17 protein-coding genes are annotated in these 18,840 nt (G+C 60.5%); 5 read left to right on the forward strand and 12 right to left on the reverse strand.

All coding sequences use genetic code 11. The annotated features are described in order from the left end of the window. The 3 genes from ACM14_RS14930 to ACM14_RS14940 form a co-directional block, all read right to left on the reverse strand. Nucleotides 1-2,301 (reverse strand): molybdopterin cofactor-binding domain-containing protein, encoded by a 2,301-nt coding sequence (locus ACM14_RS14930; RefSeq protein WP_065346565.1) that lies wholly within the window; start codon nt 2,299-2,301, stop codon nt 1-3. Continuing rightward, nucleotides 2,298-2,885, reverse strand: coding sequence for a (2Fe-2S)-binding protein (locus ACM14_RS14935; protein ID WP_013802282.1), 588 nt, complete (start codon nt 2,883-2,885; stop codon nt 2,298-2,300). Before ACM14_RS14935 ends, ACM14_RS14930 begins: the two co-directional genes overlap by 4 nt. Nucleotides 2,886-3,513: 628 nt before the next feature. Further along, nucleotides 3,514-3,801 (reverse strand): hypothetical protein, encoded by a 288-nt coding sequence (locus tag ACM14_RS14940; RefSeq protein ID WP_043782035.1) that lies wholly within the window; start codon nt 3,799-3,801, stop codon nt 3,514-3,516. 504 nt (nt 3,802-4,305) lie between these two features. Between ACM14_RS14940 and ACM14_RS14945 the strand changes: the two genes are divergently transcribed. Together ACM14_RS14945 and ACM14_RS14950 are read left to right on the forward strand one after the other, a co-directional pair. Next, a complete protein-coding gene (locus tag ACM14_RS14945; protein ID WP_013802280.1) occupies nt 4,306-4,581 on the forward strand; it encodes an H-NS family nucleoid-associated regulatory protein in 276 nt (91 codons plus the stop codon). A gap of 259 nt (nt 4,582-4,840) precedes the next feature. Further along, nucleotides 4,841-5,629 (forward strand): Hpt domain-containing protein, encoded by a 789-nt coding sequence (locus tag ACM14_RS14950; RefSeq protein ID WP_254662062.1) that lies wholly within the window; start codon nt 4,841-4,843, stop codon nt 5,627-5,629. Between the two features lie 11 nt (nt 5,630-5,640). On the opposite strand, the gene ACM14_RS14955 is transcribed toward ACM14_RS14950, so the two are convergent. The 3 genes from ACM14_RS14955 to ACM14_RS14965 all read right to left on the reverse strand — a co-directional run bounded on the left by ACM14_RS14955 (nt 5,641) and on the right by ACM14_RS14965 (nt 10,120). Then, complete coding sequence (locus tag ACM14_RS14955) at nt 5,641-6,336, reverse strand: response regulator (RefSeq protein WP_081816131.1); 696 nt, start codon at nt 6,334-6,336, stop codon at nt 5,641-5,643. Nucleotides 6,337-6,400: 64 nt separating this feature from the next. After that, nucleotides 6,401-9,349, reverse strand: coding sequence for an ATP-binding protein (locus ACM14_RS14960; protein ID WP_254662063.1), 2,949 nt, complete (start codon nt 9,347-9,349; stop codon nt 6,401-6,403). A 114-nt stretch (nt 9,350-9,463) separates the two neighbouring features. After that, the gene (locus ACM14_RS14965) at nt 9,464-10,120 is read right to left on the reverse strand and encodes a response regulator transcription factor (protein ID WP_013802276.1); all 657 of its coding nucleotides are present in this window, start codon (nt 10,118-10,120) and stop codon (nt 9,464-9,466) included. Between the two features lie 333 nt (nt 10,121-10,453). Here ACM14_RS14965 and gloA point away from each other — a divergent pair, with 333 nt between their 5' ends. Beyond that, entirely contained in the window at nt 10,454-10,903 is a 450-nt protein-coding gene (gene gloA, locus ACM14_RS14970) for a lactoylglutathione lyase (RefSeq protein WP_043796127.1), read from the forward strand. Between the two features lie 87 nt (nt 10,904-10,990). Here the strand turns inward: gloA and ACM14_RS14975 are convergent, their stop codons facing one another. Further along, the gene (locus tag ACM14_RS14975) at nt 10,991-11,515 is read right to left on the reverse strand and encodes an OmpA family protein (RefSeq protein WP_065346566.1); all 525 of its coding nucleotides are present in this window, start codon (nt 11,513-11,515) and stop codon (nt 10,991-10,993) included. Nucleotides 11,516-11,754: 239 nt separating this feature from the next. Here ACM14_RS14975 and ACM14_RS14980 point away from each other — a divergent pair, with 239 nt between their 5' ends. Next, nucleotides 11,755-12,381: a gamma-glutamylcyclotransferase gene (locus tag ACM14_RS14980; protein ID WP_013802273.1), complete on the forward strand. Its 627-nt coding sequence runs from the start codon at nt 11,755-11,757 to the stop codon at nt 12,379-12,381. Between the two features lie 134 nt (nt 12,382-12,515). Continuing rightward, nucleotides 12,516-13,154: a superoxide dismutase family protein gene (locus tag ACM14_RS14985; RefSeq protein WP_065346591.1), complete on the forward strand. Its 639-nt coding sequence runs from the start codon at nt 12,516-12,518 to the stop codon at nt 13,152-13,154. A 21-nt stretch (nt 13,155-13,175) separates the two neighbouring features. Here the strand turns inward: ACM14_RS14985 and ACM14_RS14990 are convergent, their stop codons facing one another. From ACM14_RS14990 to ACM14_RS15010, 5 genes are read right to left on the reverse strand one after another with little or no spacing between them, the layout of a single operon-like run. Then, nucleotides 13,176-13,952 carry a CoxG family protein gene (locus ACM14_RS14990; RefSeq protein ID WP_065346567.1) on the reverse strand — a complete coding sequence of 259 codons (777 nt, stop codon included), beginning with the start codon at nt 13,950-13,952 and terminating at the stop codon, nt 13,176-13,178. Beyond that, nucleotides 13,942-14,448 carry a (2Fe-2S)-binding protein gene (locus ACM14_RS14995; RefSeq protein WP_043820455.1) on the reverse strand — a complete coding sequence of 169 codons (507 nt, stop codon included), beginning with the start codon at nt 14,446-14,448 and terminating at the stop codon, nt 13,942-13,944. The genes ACM14_RS14990 and ACM14_RS14995 overlap by 11 nt, the downstream gene beginning before the upstream one ends. After that, entirely contained in the window at nt 14,445-15,341 is an 897-nt protein-coding gene (locus ACM14_RS15000) for a xanthine dehydrogenase family protein subunit M (protein ID WP_016447072.1), read from the reverse strand. Before ACM14_RS15000 ends, ACM14_RS14995 begins: the two co-directional genes overlap by 4 nt. Then, entirely contained in the window at nt 15,334-17,628 is a 2,295-nt protein-coding gene (locus ACM14_RS15005) for a xanthine dehydrogenase family protein molybdopterin-binding subunit (protein ID WP_065346568.1), read from the reverse strand. The genes ACM14_RS15000 and ACM14_RS15005 overlap by 8 nt, the downstream gene beginning before the upstream one ends. Nucleotide 17,629: 1 nt before the next feature. Continuing rightward, on the reverse strand, nt 17,630-18,613 hold the full coding sequence (locus ACM14_RS15010) for a tripartite tricarboxylate transporter substrate binding protein (RefSeq protein ID WP_065346569.1): 984 nt from the start codon (nt 18,611-18,613) through the stop codon (nt 17,630-17,632). Nucleotides 18,614-18,840: the final 227 nt, after the last annotated feature.

Below are 18,840 nucleotides of genomic sequence, written 5' to 3' on the forward strand. Positions count from 1 at the left end.
TCAGTTCTGTGCCTTGTCGGCCGGGGCTGCATCGGCAGCCTGTGCCTTGAGTGCGGCCAGCACGCGTGCCGGGGTGAACGGCACTTCGCGCAGGCGCACGCCGGTGGCGTCGAACACGGCGTTGGAGACAGCGGCGGCGCTGGGCACGGAGGCGGATTCGCCCGCGCCCATGGGGTCTTCGCCCGGGCGCTCGACCAGTTGCACGTCGATCTCGGGCAGCTCGTCAAAGCGCAGGATGGGGTAGCCGCCCCAGTCCAGCGAGGTCACGCCCTTGTTGTCGAAGGTCACGTACTCCTTGAGCACGCGGCTGGTGGACTGGATGATGTTGCCGTGCACCTGGTGGCGCACGCCGGCCGGGTTGACCATCTCGCCGCAGTCATGGGCCACGAAGACCTTGTCCACCTTGATCACGCCGGTCTCGCGGTCCACGGTCACGTCGCAGATCCAGGTGGCCCAGGCCGCGCCGTAGCCAGGGAACTTGCTGTGGTAGTAGCGGGCATAGGCAAAGCCGCGGCCCTTGACCAGGCGCTGGTCGGCCGGCGCGGGGTTGCGGTGGGCCGGGCCATCCTGCCAGCCGGCCTGCTTGTGCGCAGCGTGCGTCAGCGCCACGGCGCGCGGGTCCTTCAGGTAGCGCAGGCGGTAGGCCAGCGGGTCTTCACCGGCCAGGTAGGCGCATTCATCAATCCAGCATTCATGGGCAAAGACGTTGGGCAGGGCCGAGACGCCGCGCATCCACGAAGCGCGCACGATGGGCGCCGCATCCTGCGAGACCACGCGCATCTTGGGGTACTCGTACTGCGGGATGGCCGTACGGTCGCCCATCTGCAGCACCTTGGGCTTGTTGGGCACCTTGCCCGTCAGGATCAGGGCCAGGGCCGCCGCGTCGTTGGACGGGTAGCAGGTCTTGAGTTCGTAGCCCAGCACGGCATGGTTCTCGTCCAGGCCGCCGCGCACGCGGATCAGCTGGCCCGTGCCCTTGGGCTCCCAGGCGGCTTCCTGCTCGCGCATCAGCTGCACGCGCACCGGGCGGCCCACGGCCTGCGACAGCAGCACGGCGTCGGATGCCACATCGTCCGCGCAATTGCGGCCGTAGCAGCCCGAGGCTTCCAGGCGCGTCACATTGATCTGGTCGGCCGCCATGCCGGTCAGCGTGGCGATGTCCTTGCGCACGTCGTGCGGGTTCTGCGATCCGGTCCAGACCTGGATCTGGCTGGCGGACACCTCGGCCACGGCGCAGGACGGGCCGATGGAGGCATGCAGGTGGTAGGGCCAGACGTAGTCGGCCTCGATCACCTTCTTGGCGCCCGAGAAGGCCTCGTCAATGCCCGCGTCCTCGCGCAGCATGCGGTCGGTCTTCTCGTGCTTGACCAGGGTGTCGTGCATGGCGTTCAGCGACAGGTCGGGCACGCCGGCCCAGTCCTTCCACTTCACCTCCAGCTGGCGCATGGCGGCAATGGCCTGCTCTTCGCGCTCGGCCACGATGCCCACGAAATCGCCCTGCACCACCACCTTGACGATGCCCGGCAGATGAGCGACCGACTGCTCGTTCACCGAAATCAGGCTGCTGCCCAGCGGCGCCGACGCATCGGCACCGCCATAGGGCGGGCGCACCACGCGGCCGTGCAGCATGCCGGGCACGCGCACATCGTGCACATAGGCCAGCGCGCCCAGCACCTTGGCCGGAATGTCCACGCGCGGCACGGACTTGCCGATGTAGTTGAAGCCGCCGGTGCGCAGCGGCACTTCCTTGTCCAGCGCAATGTTCAGGTCCTGGCCCTGGGCCAGTTCGCCGTAGCCGATGCGTCGCCCGCCCTTGGCCACCACCGCGCCCTTGGACGTGGTCAGTGCAGACACGGGCTGCTGCAGCTTCTCGGCAGCCAGGCCCAGCAGCAGCTGGCGCACCTGCGCGGCGGCCTTGCGCATGGGGATGGCATCCACCTGGATGGTGTTGCTGGCAATGGTCGGGCCCTGGTTGGGCGTGCGGCCCGTGTGGCCCAGCACCATGGTGATGCGCTCGAACTCCACATCGAGCTCATCGGCCACCAGTTGCGCCAGCGAGGTACGGATGCCCGTGCCCAGGTCCACGTGGCCGTGGTAGGCCGTGACGCTGCCGTCCGCGCCAATGGCGATGAAGCTGCTCACCCGGTCGATGGGGGGAATGGGGAAGGCGCCGGCCACGGCGGGCGCCGTACCCGTGCTTTCAGCCACCAGGCCAGCGGCCGCGACCGAGCTGACCATGACCATGCCGCCCAGCTTGAGCAGGTTGCGGCGCGTCAGTTGAAGAGGGTTGGATGCACTCATGCTGCACCTCCCTGGGCGATCAGCACGCGGGCGCGAGCAGCCGCACGCATGATTTCCACGTGCGTGCCGCAGCGGCACAGGTGGCCGGACAGGGCCTGGGTGACTTCCTCGTCGGTGGCCGTGGGCTTGTGGTCGAACAAGGCCACCAGGGCCATGACCATGCCGTTGGTGCAGTAGCCGCACTGGGCAGCCTGCTCGTCAATGAAAGCCTGCTGCACAGGGTGCAGTCGGTAGACGGCCTTGCCCTGTGCATCGGCTGCGGGCTTGCCGGCAGGCATGCCCGGCACGGCGGCCGGATGGGCTGCTTCCCAGTCACGCGCCACGCGGGCGTGCTCGGCCTGGGTCGCATCCTGGGACAGGCCTTCCAGCGTCGTGACCTTCATGCCCTGGACCACGCTCACGGGAACGGAGCAGGAGCGGGCCACCTTGCCGTCGATCAGCACGGCGCATGCGCCGCATTCGCCCAGGCCGCAGCCGAACTTGGGACCGTTGAGCTGCATGTCGTTGCGCAGCACATAAAGCAGCGGCGTCTCAGGGCTCACGCCCTGGATCTCGACCTCTTGTTGGTTGAGAGTGAATTTCATTGTGTGCAAACCTTGTGGTTGACAACAGGTGCAAACCATAGGTGCGCACTGAAAAATCAGGCGACGGGCTCGCCGCGGCCAAGCCCGAAAAAGAAAGCCCACCGCCAACGGGGTGGGCTGTTTTCACGTGGTTTTTAGAGGCAACTCTGATAGATGACTGCCTGTTGTATGCAAACGATTCTATGCCTCGGACTTGCCCATCACTGCCAGCCAGCGTCCATCCAAGGACCTGCACAGACCCGCAAACTCCGTGGCTTTTTGCTCACATAACTCACCATACAGATCGGAAATATCCGAAAAAACACAGCGCTACCAGCCGATCCGGAAACCTGCACCAAGCCCCGAAAGATGTGCACCACCACAGTGCACAAAGGGCAGAAATCCTTGCATCACAGCCCCGGCCCAGTCTTGCAGCCATGCACGGCTGGGCATAAAGACAGCAGGCCACCGTGGCAGCCGGCGCATCGGCACGGCCATCGCACCAACCAAGCAAAATACTCGGCTTTTATCTGCATCAAATTCCAGTGAGAACGCTTGAAATTCCCGAGCACGCCATGCACAGCACCCGCAAAACACGCGCCCGCCTGCAGCATCGATGAACACAAGGCGCGGCCCAGCGGCCCAGCCGTCAACGGGTGCCCGGCGTGATCTGGATGGTGCCCAGGCCCGAGCCCACGGCCTCACGCCGACGAGGTGCCAGCCAATGCACCCAAAGCCCCTTGAGCCAGCCCAGCGCAAAGGCGCCTGCCAAGGCCAACATGCCCCACTGCCCGGCCAACAGGGCCACATATATCCAGTAAGGCATGCATCCCAGGCCGAGAAGGCAGGCCCACCGCCGCAGGGCAACGGAACGGGACTGCGACAGCCAGACGGCAAGGACTGCGGGGAGTGCGAAGGCGATCTGATCGATGCTCATGGCTGCATCATACTGTATGAATAAACAGTTTTGTAGGCAAGAACGCGTGTCTTTTGCGAGGGATGTCACGGCACCACCAACACCCTCATATTTCGCTTGCAGTCCGCTCGCCACCCTCCCCCAACCCCACGCAAAAAACCGTTGGCAAGCAGCGTACAGACTGGACTTCAAGAACTTCCAATGTGCGGTGCAGTTTGATCACGGCATCGCCTTTCACATCCCCTTCAATAAGCCCAAACTCCTTCGCAGCCGGTCACTCACTCCTGTGAACCACCGCGCTTCAAACCTGAAAGCGAGGGCATACAGGATTTTGAAGGGCTCCGGAACATACAGCGCCCCATAACTGCCAGCTCTTTACATGGCCTTTACCTGGCGTTGACCGGTCATTTTGAACACGGTCAGGACGGCCAATGGCAGTCATAGGAGAAAATGATCGAAAGCATGCAAACTTGTTCTTAAAAAACCGTTAATATTCGCGCTTCAATCCATGAAAGGCAAACTACCGTGAACACCACATACAAAGAACTTCTGGCACAGCGCGAGGCACTCGAGGCCCAGATCCAGACAGCACGCAAGCAAGAAGTCAGTGATGTGATCGCCAAGATTCGCGGTCTGGTTCAGGATTACGGCCTGACTGCCGACGACATCTTCACGGCACGCCGCGCCCCCTCCACCGTGGCCCCCAAGTTCCGCAATCCCGAAACCGGTGACACCTGGACCGGCCGTGGCAAGCCCCCCGCCTGGATCAAGGACAAGGATCGCGCCCAGTTCGCCATCTGAAGCCTGGATAAACGCCTCCATGAAAACAGCCTGCAGTTCTCTGCAGGCTTTTTTCATTCTGGCGGCACTTGCTGCCACACCTGAATGCCCGGGCTTGGGCTTCCAAGGCCAGACGCCGCGCAGGTGAAACAAGAATGCTCTATGGACATGTCCTTAAACATGCACCATGCATGGATGCCGTGGTCCAATCTTCCAGCCGGATCTGAAGCGTCCAGCGAGTGACTGACTGCAGATGCCGGCTCCAGATGCTCGGCCACCCATGAAAAAACAGACATCCACCTTGGACAGTGCACCCACACCATACCGTTCTGAAAAGATCTCGACTGCCGCCGAATCGATAACCACCACAGAAGAGCCCCCCTCCTCCGCTTTGTCATTTTCAGGCGAGCAGGTTTTGTTCATCTCGTCCTCCGATGAACTGCACGCCCATCTGCTCCCGCACCTCAAAAGTTGGGGCCTGGCGACCACGGCCTGCCACCATCCCACGGCCATTCGCCAGGATCGCCTCCAGAAGTTCCAGGTTGTTGTGCTTTGCGGACCGAAAACGTCCTGGAATCCCAAGGATGAAAACCGCCTGGTGGCAGGAGCTGCAAGCATCATCGAATGCGAGGCTGATCACCCCCTGCAACCCAAGGTGATCAACGCCCGCATCATCGAAGTCTCCTGGCGTTCGCTGCAGGGCCTCTTTGATGCACTGCAACTGGCCGTTCAGCCCCGGCCTGCCAACAGCGGCCGCATTTCGTCGACCGATGACGTCGCCCATTTTCAACAGATCCCGGCCCCCATCAGAACGGCCTTTCTGGAGTCTGCACGTTCGTCGCTGGCGATCATCAAATCCAGCAAGAATCGCAAGGATGTGCAAAGAGAGCTGCACAATCTCTCCGGTTCACTGCGATTTTTTGACCTGACTGAGCTGTCAATACGCTGTGCCGGCCTGGAAAACGGCATCAACCATGATGGGCTGATGCACCATGCGCATTCGCTGCTGGCGCTGGAACTGCAGCTTGACCAGCTCCTGGAAGAAATCCGGACCTTGAACGGCAGATAAAGAGCCGGTCATCATTGAGATCTCGATGAGGTCACCCATCCGCACTCAAGGGCATACTTCATCAGATCAATGTCTCGTTCAATTCCAAGCTTGTGCATGGCCTTGACTTTCTGGGTACTGATGGTTTTCTTGCTTCTGTTCAGCTTGGCCGCGATCTCGTCGATACGCAAACCGGCCGCATAAAGCCTTACCACCTCAGATTCCTTGGGACTGAGCACCCCCGGTGATTTTCCTTCGCCTCCCATGACACCCGCATTCATTTTTTCCAGTCGCTCGGAAATGGCGGGGGAGAAGTAGGTGCCTCCTGTATAGGCCGCATGAATGGCTGGAACCAGATGCAGCACCGGGTCCGCCTTGCTCACGATGCTGATGTTCGACACCTTGCCCAGCGCCTGAAGAATGGCCGAATTGTCCAGCATGGTCAGAACCACCAAACCCAGGTTCGGGAATCTTCTGGATATATAGCCAAAAAGATTCAAGCCATCTCCGTATTGACCCGTAGGCATGGAGTAATCCGACACAAGCACGTCAAAGCCACCTTCATCCAACTTTTTCACCAGATCGGTTGAATTTGAAACGCTGGCTTTCAAAAGAATTTCCAGCTCGGAAGACAGTTCATGCCGGATGCCTGAGATGATTCCAGGATGATCATCAGCCAGCAGTACGGATATATTCAAATCTTTTCTATGATTCATATTGGAAAACATGATTTGGCACCATCAACGGAATAAACACAATCGTTTCAGTGCAGCATCATTGCACCATGGCTCATCAGATATCTTTCAGGTTCTCCAGCAGGTCAGTCAGGGCATCGTCCACTGCACGGAGGTGCCGCATATTGACAAGAGATGACAATCGGTCCATATCTTCCACTCTATCCTTCAGGCCAGCCACCGCAAATGACCCTTTCATGGCATGAATTTCACGGTGCACAGCCATCAGATCACCTTGCAGCAAATGCTTTCTCAACGCAGCCAATGAGCTTTCTGTTGCTGAAATCAATACATCACGATAAGGCAATCTGCTGCCCGGAACTTCCGCAGCTTCAGCGACACCCTTGCCAGACTTTCCTATATTTTTTCCAATGAATTCCTTGATGTTTTTCAAGGAGGCCGGCTTGACAAGAATATCTACGATGCCAAATTTTGCACATTTGAATTTTTCCTGCTTGCCTGCATGTGCCGTTATTGCGCCCACAGGAATTCCCGGATAATTCTGCTTGATGCGCTGAGCAAGTGCATAACCGCTCATGCCGGGCATTTGCAGGTCCGTAAGAACCAGGTCATAGATATTCCGCGACATCATTCGCAATGCGGATTCCCCGCCTTCTGCAGATTCCGCCTCGAAGCCGAGGATTTTCAGCTGATCCAGAAGCAGCAGCCTGTTGACCGGGTGATCATCGACGATGAGAATCCTTGCGCAATAACCTGCGCTTTCATCGTCTGCAAGCATGACATCGCCATGGTCCCACCCCAGGGAAGCAGGAACAGGCTGGGCGTGGCATGCGGGCAAGGTCAATTCGAAAATGCTGCCCTTTCCCGGCACGCTGAAGAACCGGATTTCCCCGCCCATGAGATGTGCCATACGCTGACACAGCGTCAGGCCCAGCCCCGTACCACCAAATTCCGCCGCTATATCCGAGCCTGCCTGCTTGAATGCATCAAAGATGAAGGGATGCTGTGAGGGATGGATGCCTATCCCGGTATCTGACACTTTGATCTTGAGCTCACCGGCCCTGTCTGATGCAAATACGTCAATCTTGCCAGCCTTGGTGAATTTCAAGGAGTTGCTGAGAAGATTGTTGAGGATTTGCTTTATTCTTTCGCCATCTCCTATATATCCTTCCCTCAGCGAATGGTCAATGATCAAGGAAAATCCTATACCTAGTTCCGCAGCCAGCGGTTTGTAAATGGCAGCCACCTGCCGGATCACAGACTTGAGATCAAAGCTGGCCAATTCCACACTCATCTGACCAGACTCGATCTTCGAGAAGTCAAGGACATCATTCAGCAGCGTCAAAAGAGAATGGGATGAAGATGATATGGTGGTGAGCCTGGTTTGCTGCTCTGCTGACATGGAGCTTCTTCCCAGTATTTCCAGATTGCCCAATATTGCATTCAGTGGCGTGCGTATCTCGTGGCTCATGGCAGCAAGAAAAGAAGATTTTTCCTGGTTCGCATCTTCTGCGGCCTTTTTGGCATCTTCCAGATTTCTTTGCACCTGCTTGTGCGCAGTGATATCGGCAAATCCACACAGCAGGACATGCCTCCCCTGATATTTGGCCTTCACCATGATCACTGAAAGCTCTGCAACTGTTCCGTTGTAAGAGATCACGACTTCGCTGACTACCGGCAAATATTCAGTCTTTTTTCCACTCAGATATTTCTCACCGTAGAATCTGAGAAAATATTCAATCAAACGCTCACCAGCAGACTTATCATCCAACACCATGCTTTCTTTGTACTTGTACATCATGCTGTTTTCCAACAGCATCTTCTTTTCCTTGAAATCAAGAAGACCAAGTCCATAAGGCGCCATGGCAATGATGGTGCGGCTCAGATGTTCCGTGTCGAACACATTCTTGGCTTTCCCATATATTGGAATAAAAACCCTATCATAAAAATATATCAAAAAGCACCAGAAAAAAATGATGAATATCAATGAAAACAGCAAATATACAAGAGACTTCCCATTTAAATACACAGCATCTTTCCAGGAAAACACCTGGAGAAGTATCATGTTCGTATTTGATATCCTTGAATAGTAATAAAAATGGCCATTTCTATAGACGGCACCATATTTGCTCAAAATATATCTACTTATCAGTCCTCCGTGAAATTTCGACGCCTCGATATCAAAAAAATCCCCTATTGCATCGCCGATCTCCCCCCCACCCAACGCAACGTTGCCTTGAGAATCAATAATAAACAAGGAGTTCCTGCCTTCACCCTGCTGCATAAGGCTCTCAATATATTGAGTCGGCATGTCGCTCACCACCGTGAGAAATGGCTTTCCATCTTGGAAAGCCGAGACAACAATCTGAAATGACATCTCCCCGGTCAGAATGCTTTTACTCGGAGGCAGCCATATGGGATGACGCAGCTGGACGGACGGAATGATGGTGCCGTTATCCTCAGGCAAAGTCGAAATCTGTTCCCTGAGTTTCAAGAGCATGTCTTTTCGCTCATGCTCGTTTGGCACCTGCGGCACAAGGACGCCTATGAACGATCTGTCCGGACTGAAGACATAGGCAGATATTGCTCTTCCATTTTGAAGAAAGCTGGAATTTGCCAAATATGCCAGCTCTCCCAACATATCTCTGTAGTGCTTGTGTACATTCTTGTTGATCTTATTCTCAAGCAATACTACAGGGCTCACCCCTGCCATCACAGCATCTGTCCCGGCAAAGACACCGGGATGAGATGTGTGCGTCTGCCCCCAAAGCAACTCTGATGCAATGATTCCTCGCATCATAATCACTTGCTTTGTTTCTATTTCCACCAAAACCCGGGTTCTCTTGCTCTGGAATACTGCTCTTCTTTCCTCCATGAAGTCATTGAGCTCGAACAGGGCCGCAAGCATTGCCAAAACAATGATAAGAAGAGAGAAAACCAAGCCACCGCCAAAAAGCAGTGTCTTGTTGTATTTGGTCAGAAGGTGGAGCTCTTCCTTTTCTCCAGCCTCTTTTTTATATATTTCCATCTGGGCATCAAGATACAACCATCGATCAGGCTGTGGATCTCCTCATGTAATAAAAGAAATCTTTGCAAGAAAGCTGCGGATGGCATGGAGCTTGGTCGGATCGTCTGCGGCAATGACGATGCATTTCTGCACCTATTTTCTTACGTCAATCCAGCCCATCTCAATTCCATAGCGAATGAGATCAATGTCCTTGCGTATACCCAGCTTGTTCATGACAGCCACCTTGTGCGTGCTGACCGTCTTGATACTGCGATAGAGCTTTTTTGCTATCTCGGACACCGTCATGCCAGAGATGAAAAGAAGCAGAACCTCTTCTTCCCGTTTTGAGAGTTCTATCGATGTACGAACCGCGCCCAGCCATTCTCCTCCCAGCAGCTTGCTCGCACTGGGAGATATGAATTGACCATCCGTGTATGCAGCGTAGATGGCGGGCAGCAGACTTCCCAAAGAATCCGTTTTATGGACAATTCTGTAGATTCCTTGGTTGGTAAGAGATTTGATGATTCCAATATTCTCGATCATTGTCAGCATGACGATCTTGACACTTGGAAATCTTTTACGAATGACATTCAGCATCACCAGACCATCACCGTAGGTTCCACCGGGCATGGAGTAATCAGTTACCAGAACATCACATTCATTTTTCTTCAGAAAGCTTATGATTTCCGTGGAGTTTTTCGCTCGACCTACAATCTCTATTTCATGCTTATCCTCCAAAACACTTTCTATGCCTGCCAGAACTGCCGGATGGTCATCGGCAATTAATATCCGCAAGACGAAATTTTTCATGACTCAAAAAATTAAAATAATTCGCACGAAGAACATTCCTATTCTAGGCAGCCGGCTACTAGGATTTAATTGGATTTGTCTGATTTTTCAATCCAAAAATCTAAGATTTGTCTGATTTGCAAGATTTATTGCCGAAAAATCGGGTACCAGTCCTAGGGTTCACTCCTAGAATTCAACAGACAGTTGAAGCAATGGTTGAATGGATTCAGGCCAGATGCCGTCGGGAGCTGAAGCGCCCGATCTGCGGGAAGGCGCCAGACCTGCGCGGGAGGAGATCAATGCGGCGCTTGGCGGGCGGCTGAAGAGATGGCGGAATCCCGGCACAATCGAGGGATGCGAATCCTCCACACCATGCTGCGCGTTGGCAACTTCCAGCGCTCCATCGATTTCTACACACAGGTTCTTGGCATGCAGCTGCTGCGAACCTCCGAGAACCCGGAGTACAAATACTCCCTGGCCTTCCTGGGCTTCGAGGGCGGCAACCCGGCCCAAGCCGAGATCGAGCTGACCTACAACTGGGGCACCGAGGCCTATGACATGGGCTCGGCCTATGGCCACATCGCCATTGGCGTGCCGGACGCGTATGCCGCCTGCGAGAAGATCAAGGCGTCCGGCGGCAACGTGACGCGCGAGGCAGGCCCCGTCAAGGGCGGCACCACGGTGATTGCCTTTGTGACGGATCCGGACGGCTACAAGATCGAACTCATACAAGAGAATTCGCGAGCCCACGCCGGGACCCAGCCTGACGGTGACGCGAAGTTCGACCCGCTGCGCAATTCCTGATCCACGCAGCCATCAAAAGAAAAGGCCCGGAGCGATTGACGCTCCGGGCCTTTTCTTTTTGGCCGTTTACAGCGGCAAGGCTGAGGCTCAGTCCACCAGGATCACTTCCACGCGGCGGGCTTCGGCGTTGCTGCCGTCAGCCTGCAGCTGCTCGGGCCTCTTGAGTTCGACCTTTTCCTCAGCCACGCCCAGAGCGGACAGGGCGGCCTGGACTGCCAGGGCGCGCTTCTTGGCCAGTTCGGCGTTGAGTTCGGCGCTGCCCGTGGCGTCGTGGTAGCCCGAGATCACGGCGCGCTTGCCGCCCTTCACACCGGCGACCACGTCGGCCAGCGCTTCATTGGCGCCCACGGCCAGCTCGGCCTTGGCCGATGCGAAGTAGAACTTGACCACGCCGTTTTCGACAACGACGCGGGCCACATCTTCCTCCACGACCACGGGCACCATTGCTGCCACAGGGGAAGCGCCGCCTGCCATCTTCGCCGGGCCATGCGCAATGCCGCGCTGGTAGACGACGACGCCAACGACCGTGGAGACGACGAGCGCAATCAGCGCGAACAGGAAACCCAGGGCAAAACGTTGTTGGCTGTCGTCGTCGGAATGACTGAAGGACATGAAGCACTCTCCGTGAATGAGCTGTTGGATGAAAACCAGAAAGACTGCGAAAAACCGGTGGATTGTAGAGGGCCACCGTCTAGGGCCCCGCGCCACGCCCAAACCCCGCAGTGACGGCCGGCAAAAACTGTGGTGCGGCGGAGACAGAAGACCAGCGCTGCAAGGGCAAAGCACGCGCTTGTGCACCGTTTGGGCGTCCAGGCGTTAAAACGTCATTGTTCTTTCATGCTGTCGCGCCCATGTCCGCCCTGCCAGAATTTTCATTCGCCCGCCGAGAGTCACAGCCCATGCTGGACGAGGCGCTGCACCGATGGGGCGGGAGCGATGACCTCTGGATCTTTGGCTACGGCTCGCTGATCTGGCGGCCGGATTTCGATTTCTGCGAACGCCGCACGGCGCGTGTCTTTGGCTGGCACCGGGCGCTGAAGATGTGGAGCACCATCAACCGCGGCACGCCCCAGAACCCTGGTCTGGTCTTTGGCATGCTGTCCGGCGGCAGCTGCCAGGGCATGGTGTTCCGCATTCCCCGGCACCACGGCCATGACGTCATGAGAAAGCTGTGGCAGCGCGAGATGGCCAATGCAGTCTACGACCCCCGCTGGCTGCCCTGCCGCACCGGCCAGGGCACGGTCCAGGCGCTGGCGTTCACGCTGTCCCGGCAAAGCCCCAATCACACAGGCGAGCTGGCGCCCGAGGACTATCGCCGCATCTTCAGCGAGGCCAAGGGCATCTACGGCAGCACGCATGACTATGCGCGCGCAACCTTCGATGAGCTCAAGCGCCTGGGCATCCGGGACCGCGCGCTCCAGCGCCTGCTCAGCTACGCAGGCCAGCCCGACGCAGGCGCGCGGCAAGGCTCCGTTTGACGCCATCGCCGCGCACGGCCGCAGAACGCTGTGCTCTCCGACATGGCCGCCGTATCGCACGCTGCATGATGGCGGCTGCGCGCCGTGCGCCCCGTGACTTTTTCAGTTCCCATTCCAACCAGGAGATTGCCGCCATGCCTTTGAACGCTTCCCAATCCAGCCACGCCGCCACTTCGCAGCCCTCCCCCCCGTCCACCGCCGTGAAGCTGTTGATGGCTGCCGGCATGGTGCTGGCCCTGGGCGCCTGTGGCAGCCAGCCCAAGCCTCCTGCCGCAGCCTCCGCCGCGACCCCGGCAGCCGTCGCGACAGCGCCCGCCTCCCGCAATGTGGCCATGGCCCAGCTGCAGCCCACGCAAGGCAGCAAGGTCAGCGGCAGCCTGCAGTTCACGGCACAGGCCGATGGCAGCGTGCGCGTGCAAGGCTCCGTCCAGGGGCTGGCGCCGAACAGCGAGCACGGCTTTCACGTCCATGAAAAAGGCGATTGCTCCAGCCCCGACGGCCTGAGCGCTGGCGGCCACTTCAACCCCACAGGCCAGGCCCATGGCCGATTCGATTCCGCGGCCCATCACACGGGCGACCTGCCCAGCCTGCGATCCGATGCGCAAGGCATGGCAAGCATCGACTTCGTGTCGCGCGGCCTCGCATTGGACCAGGGCCCCAACAGCGTGGTGGGTCGTGGCCTGATCGTGCACAAGGACCCGGACGACTACACCACGCAACCCACCGGCAATTCGGGGGCGCGCCTGGCCTGTGCGGTGATCACGCGCGGATGATGTGCTCGGCCGGGTCTGCGTTCAGCGCAGGCAGTCGCGCAGCCACGCCGCGCACTGCTCGGCGCGCGCGCCCGGCCATTGGACGCTGACCGTGGTATCGCCACGGCGCAGCTCGACATGAATGGTGTCGGCAGCGCCCGCGCTGCCCTCACCGCTCAAGCTGCCGATTAGCCGCCCCCACCAGCCACGGCCCCGCAGGTCTTGGGCCGTGGAGGAGAGCTCCGAAGCTGGCGCTGGTGCTGGCGAATTCCGGGCTTGCACCACCGTTTCCGTGGCTGGCTCGGAGGCCGGCGCGGGCGCGACAGGTGCAGGCGCCTGCATGGTCGCCTCGCCCGCAGCGGGCTCCCCTCCCCCGCCTTCGAGCCGCGCGGCCAGATTGTTACCGAACTCCTCCCATATTCGGTCGGCCTTGGTCTTCATCACGCTCAGGCCGAAGGCGCCCAGACGGCCCAGCAGGTCCACGTCGATCTTGATGCGCAGTTCGGTGCCTCCATCCGGCGTGGCGCTCAGGAAGATTTCACTGCGCTGCTTGAGCGAGCTGGCCACCGAGGTGTCTTCTCCCGTTCCTTCCACGCGCAGATACTCGGGAGCGCGTTGCTCGACGATGCGTGTGCGCAGCTTGAATCTGGCGCTGATGAAGGAGATCTTCTGGTGCATCACCGCCACGTATTCGGTGGGGCTGACCACTTCGATGGACTGCATGCCCGGCACGGCACCTCCCATGACCTGGGGATCGAGCAACAAGGCCCATACCCGCTCTCGCGAGGCAGAAACAGTCAGGGTTTTCTCAATTTCCATGCATTTTCTCCGCGGCCACAAGGACCGATTCCACGATCTGGGTGTAGCCCGTGCAACGGCACAGGTTGCCGTTGAGGCCATGGCGAACTTCGTCCGCGCCGGGAAGGGGGTTACGCCCCAGCAGATCGCAGGCGGCCATGATGAAGCCCGGTGTGCAGTAGCCGCACTGCAGGCCGCCGCATTGCATGAAGCTTTGCTGCAGCGGGTGCAGCCGTTGTGACGGGTCTGCGCCCGCACCCCCAGCATTACGGTCGGCCAGGCCTTCGATGGTGGTGAGCGCGCGGCCCTGGACCTGCACGGCCAGCAGCAGGCAGGACTTCACCACTTCGCCATCCAGCAGCACCGAGCAGGCGCCGCACACGCCCGTCTCGCAGCCGCGCTTGGTGCCCGTCAGGTGCAGGTCATCACGCAGAAAATCCGACAGCAGCCGGCGCGCAGGCACGTCCACGCTGCAGGGCTCGCCGTTGACGGTGCATTCGATGCGATGTCGGCTCATGCCAGCTCTCCTTGTTCCAGTGCCAGGTCCAGGCCAAACAGTTCGGCCACGGTGCGCCGCACGTTGACGCGCACCATTTCTCGGCGGAAATCCGCCGAGCCGCGCAGGTCCGAAACCGGTGTGATGTCGGCCGCGACGATGTCACCCGCCTCGGCCGCCAAGGCCCAGGTGAGGGCGCGGCCTTCAAGAAAGCCCTCGGCGCGCCGCTGGCGCACGGGTATGGGCGTAGAGGCGCCCACGACGAGACGCGCGTCGCGGCAGATGCCCCCGGCGGTGTGCGCCACCAGGGCCACGCTGGCCAGCGGCCGGTGTTCGGCCGCTGTGCGCAGAAAGCGCGTGTACACACCGCTGCGCCGGTCGTCTCCTTGCCCCATGGGCGGCACGCGGATCTCGCTGACGATCTCGTCGCCTTCCAGCGCCGTGGCGTAGTAGTCGACCAGGAAGTCCTCGATGTCCAGCAGGCGCTCGCCTCTTGCGCTGGCCAGCACGATCTGGGCGCCCAATGCCATCAGGCAGCCGGGCGGGTCGGTGGAGGGGTCGGCATAGCAGAGATTGCCGCCCACCGTGCCCTGATTGCGCACCTGCGGGTTGGCCATGCGCTGCGCCATGCCGGCCAGGACAGGATAGTGATGCGACACCAGCGGCGAGGCCGCCAGTTCGGCATGGCGCACCAGGGCGCCGATACGCAGGCCACGCACCGGGTCGAAGTCCAGGCCGCGCAACGCATCGATGCCAGCCAGCGAGACCAGGTGCGTGGGCGCGAGCATGCGCTGGCGCATGCCCAGCATCAAGGCCGTGCCGCCGGCGATCACGCGGCAGTCCTCGCCCAGTTCGGCCAGCAACCGGCTGGCCTCCGCCACCGAGGTGGGCTCCAGGAAGTCGAAGTCATGCATGACGGCCCTCCTCGGCGCGTGCGCGCAGCGCCGCCAGGATTTTCTCGGGCGTGATCGGCAGATCACATATGCGCACGCCGATGGCGTCGTACACGGCGTTGGCGATGGCAGGCGCTCCCGGCAGGATGGCGGTTTCGCTGGCCCCTTTGGCGCCATAGGGGCCGTTGGGGTCGTTGGACTCGACAAAGCCGCCGCGCAGCAAGGGCACGGCGTCGGCCGTTGGCATGGTGTAGTCGGCGAAGTTGCCGTTGGCCAGGCGCCCGCCTTCCAGGTGCAGTTGCTCGTAAAGGGCCCAGCCCATGGCCTGGACGGTGGCCCCGTTGGTCTGCCCATGGATGGCGACGGGGTTCAGCGCCTTGCCGCAGTCGTCGGCCACATAGCTGTCAAGCACCCGGACCTGGCCGGTTTCCGTATCGACCTCGACCTCCACTGCCTGGGCCGCGAAGGAATAGGCCGGCGCGATGTTGCCGTGCAGCTGGGCGTCGTGCATCTGCGTCTGGGCATCCCAGGTGTGGCTGACCTGTATGCCCTCGCCGCCATGGCGCCAGATGTGCTGGCGTGCGAGCTCGGCCATGCCTGCCGCACGGTCGGTGCCGCGCACGCGCACCTGGCCATCGGCCAGCTCCAGGTCGTCGACCTGCGCCTCCAGCACGACGGCGGCCAGGGCCAGCAGCTTGCTGCGGGCCGCCTGCGCGGCACCTATGGCGGCATTGCCTGCAGCCATGGTCACGCGCGAGGCCAGCGAGCCTATGGCGAAGGGCGCGCTGTCCGTGTCGGGTGCGGCCACGCGGACCTGCGACAACGGCAGCGTGAGTTCATGGGCGACGATCTGGCTGAGCATGGTGGCCGCGCCCTGGCCCATGTCGCACTCGCCACTGAGCACAAGCACCTGGCCATCCTCATGGATGCGCACCACCACGGTGGAGCCGTCCCAGTTGCCCATGGTGCGGTTGCCGCTGACATGCATGGCCGCGGCCATGCCCACGCCCCTGCGGCGGGCGCCAAGGGCCTGGCGGGGGCGGGCGCGCTTGCCGCGCCAGTCGATGGCATCGGTGGCCTGGTCTATGCACTCCTTGAGGCCGGCGCTGCCGATCTTCCAGCCATGCACTGTCACGTCGCCGGCCTCCACTGCATTGAGCTTGTGGACTTCGGCCGGATCCAGCCCCAGCTGCTCGGCCATGATGTGGATGTGGCTGTTGAGCGCGAACAGCATCTGCGTACCGCCAAAGCCGCGGAACGCGCCGTGCGGCGGGTTGTTGGTATAGACCAGGGTGGCGTGCGATCGGACGTTGCCCTGCCTGTGCATGTTGTCGCTGCGCATGGCACTGACGTGCATGACCTCGGCCGACAGACCCGCATAGGCACCGCACTCGGCAACGATGTGCACCTGCTTGGCGAGGATGCGGCCATCACGCGCCATGCCCAGCTTGAGCGTGATGCGCTCGGGGACGCTGGAGCAGCAGGCCAGGAAGTCCTCCAGCCGGTTGTTGACCAGGCGCACGGGCCGCCCGGTGCGCAGGGCCAGCAGGCCCGCCACGAGCTGGTTGTCGTCCTCGACGATCTTGCCGCCAAAGCCGCCGCCCGTGGTGGCCTGCACCACGCGGATGGCGGACACCGGCAGCTCCAGCGCCGCCGCCAGCCGGGCACGCGCCAGGAAAACCGACTGCGTGGAGGTCTGTACCAACAGGCGGCCATCGGCGTCGATGGAGGCCAGGGTTGCCATGGGTTCCAGGTAGCCCGGGTACTGCGCATGCGTGGTGTACGTGGCTTCGTGAACCAGATCAGCTGCGGCGAATCCGGCATCGGCATCGCCGCGCTCGAAGCGGATCTCGTGGGCGATGTTGCCCCGGCCCGGATGAACGCCGGGCGCTTCTTCATCCAGGGCTTCCTCGGGCGACAGGATGGCGGGCAGTTCTTCGTACTCGACCTCGATCAGGTCCAGCGCATCGCGGGCGATCTCTTCTGTGGCGGCAGCCACGGCTGCCACCTCTTCCCCCGCAAAGCGCACCAGGCCGTCGGCCAGGATGCGCCGCTCCTTGTGGCTCACGCCCCAGGGCGTGCGCGGTGCATCTGCCCCGGTCAGCACGGCTTTCACACCGGGCAGCGCACGCGCTGCAGCAATGTCGATGCGCACGATACGCGCATGCGGATAGGGGCTGCGCAACAGCTTGGCATGCAGCATGCCCGGCAGCTTGAGGTCGCCCGCGTACTGGGCACGACCTAGTACCTTGGACAGCGCCGTGACCTGGGCCGTCTCGCGGCCCAGCGTGGAATTCGAGGTATTCATGTCATTCAGCGGTGATGCCGAGTTCGCGGATCACCTTGCCCAGGCGCTCGTAGTCGGCAGCGTTGACATCGGCCAGCACCTGCGGCGACCCGCCCACGGGCACGGCACCGAAGGTGGCCATCTTTGCCACCACCTCCGGCATCCTGAGGATCTCGTTGAGATGGGTGTTCAAGGTCTGCACCACGGCGGCCGGCGTGCCCTTGGGCGCGAAGAAGCCATTCCAGGCACCCGCGGCGATGTCCCTGTAGCCCAGTTCCGCCAGTGAAGGCACATCGGGCAGCAGGGGCGAACGCTTCGGGTCGGTCACGGCCAGCGCGCGCAGCTTGCCCGCCTGGATGTACTGGGCCACCGGCCCCAGCGTGACGTAGGCCAGTCCTACATGGCCCGCAGCCACATCGTTGACGGCCGGTGCCACGCCGCGATAGGGCACATGCTGAATGCTCACTCCGGCAGCGCGGTTCAGCCACTCGGCACCTATGTGCATGGGCGAGCCTGCGCCGGGACTGGCGTAGCTGAGCGTCTTGCCGGCCTTGGCCGCAGCCACCATGTCGGCCACGCTTTTGAATCCCGTGGAGGGATGGGCCACGAGCAGCACGGCCTGGCTGGCGGTCTGCACCACGGGGGTGAAACCTTTCAAGGGGTCATAGGTCGCGGCAGGAGGGAGCCTCATCACCATGGGGGCGATGGTGAAGGGGTTGGGCGTGAACAGCAGCGTGTAGCCATCGGGCACGGCCCGCGCAACCAGGTTGTTGCCCACGGTGCCGCCCGCCCCGGGCCGGTTGTCCACCACCACGGGCTGGCGCAGACGCAACGTGAGCTTTTCGGCGAACAGGCGCGCCATGGCGTCCGTGTCACCACCTGCGGGATAGGCGACCACCACGGTGATCGGCCTGGCGGGGTAGTCCTGTGCAAATGCCGGACCACAGACAGCGGTGGCAAAAGCCAATGCTGCAATGGTCAGGCCTTGCCGACGATGGGGGGTCATCACTGGCTCCTTTGAAAGCGCGGACATGCATCGGTCAGATACGGGCATGGCAGCTGGGGCTGGCTATGGGATGAATTCATACGATTCACCAATGAAACATTGATCCTCAAAAGAATCAATAACGATTTTCTCCAGTAAGTTGATGAATCAACTTACCGAAAATACCGATTGACCTCTATTGATTTCTCTAAAGAAATTCCACAAGACAAACGTCAGGCAGCCTGTGA

It is taken from the genome of Delftia sp. JD2 (assembly GCF_001682645.1).
GTDB lineage: Bacteria > Pseudomonadota > Gammaproteobacteria > Burkholderiales > Burkholderiaceae_C > Comamonas > Comamonas acidovorans.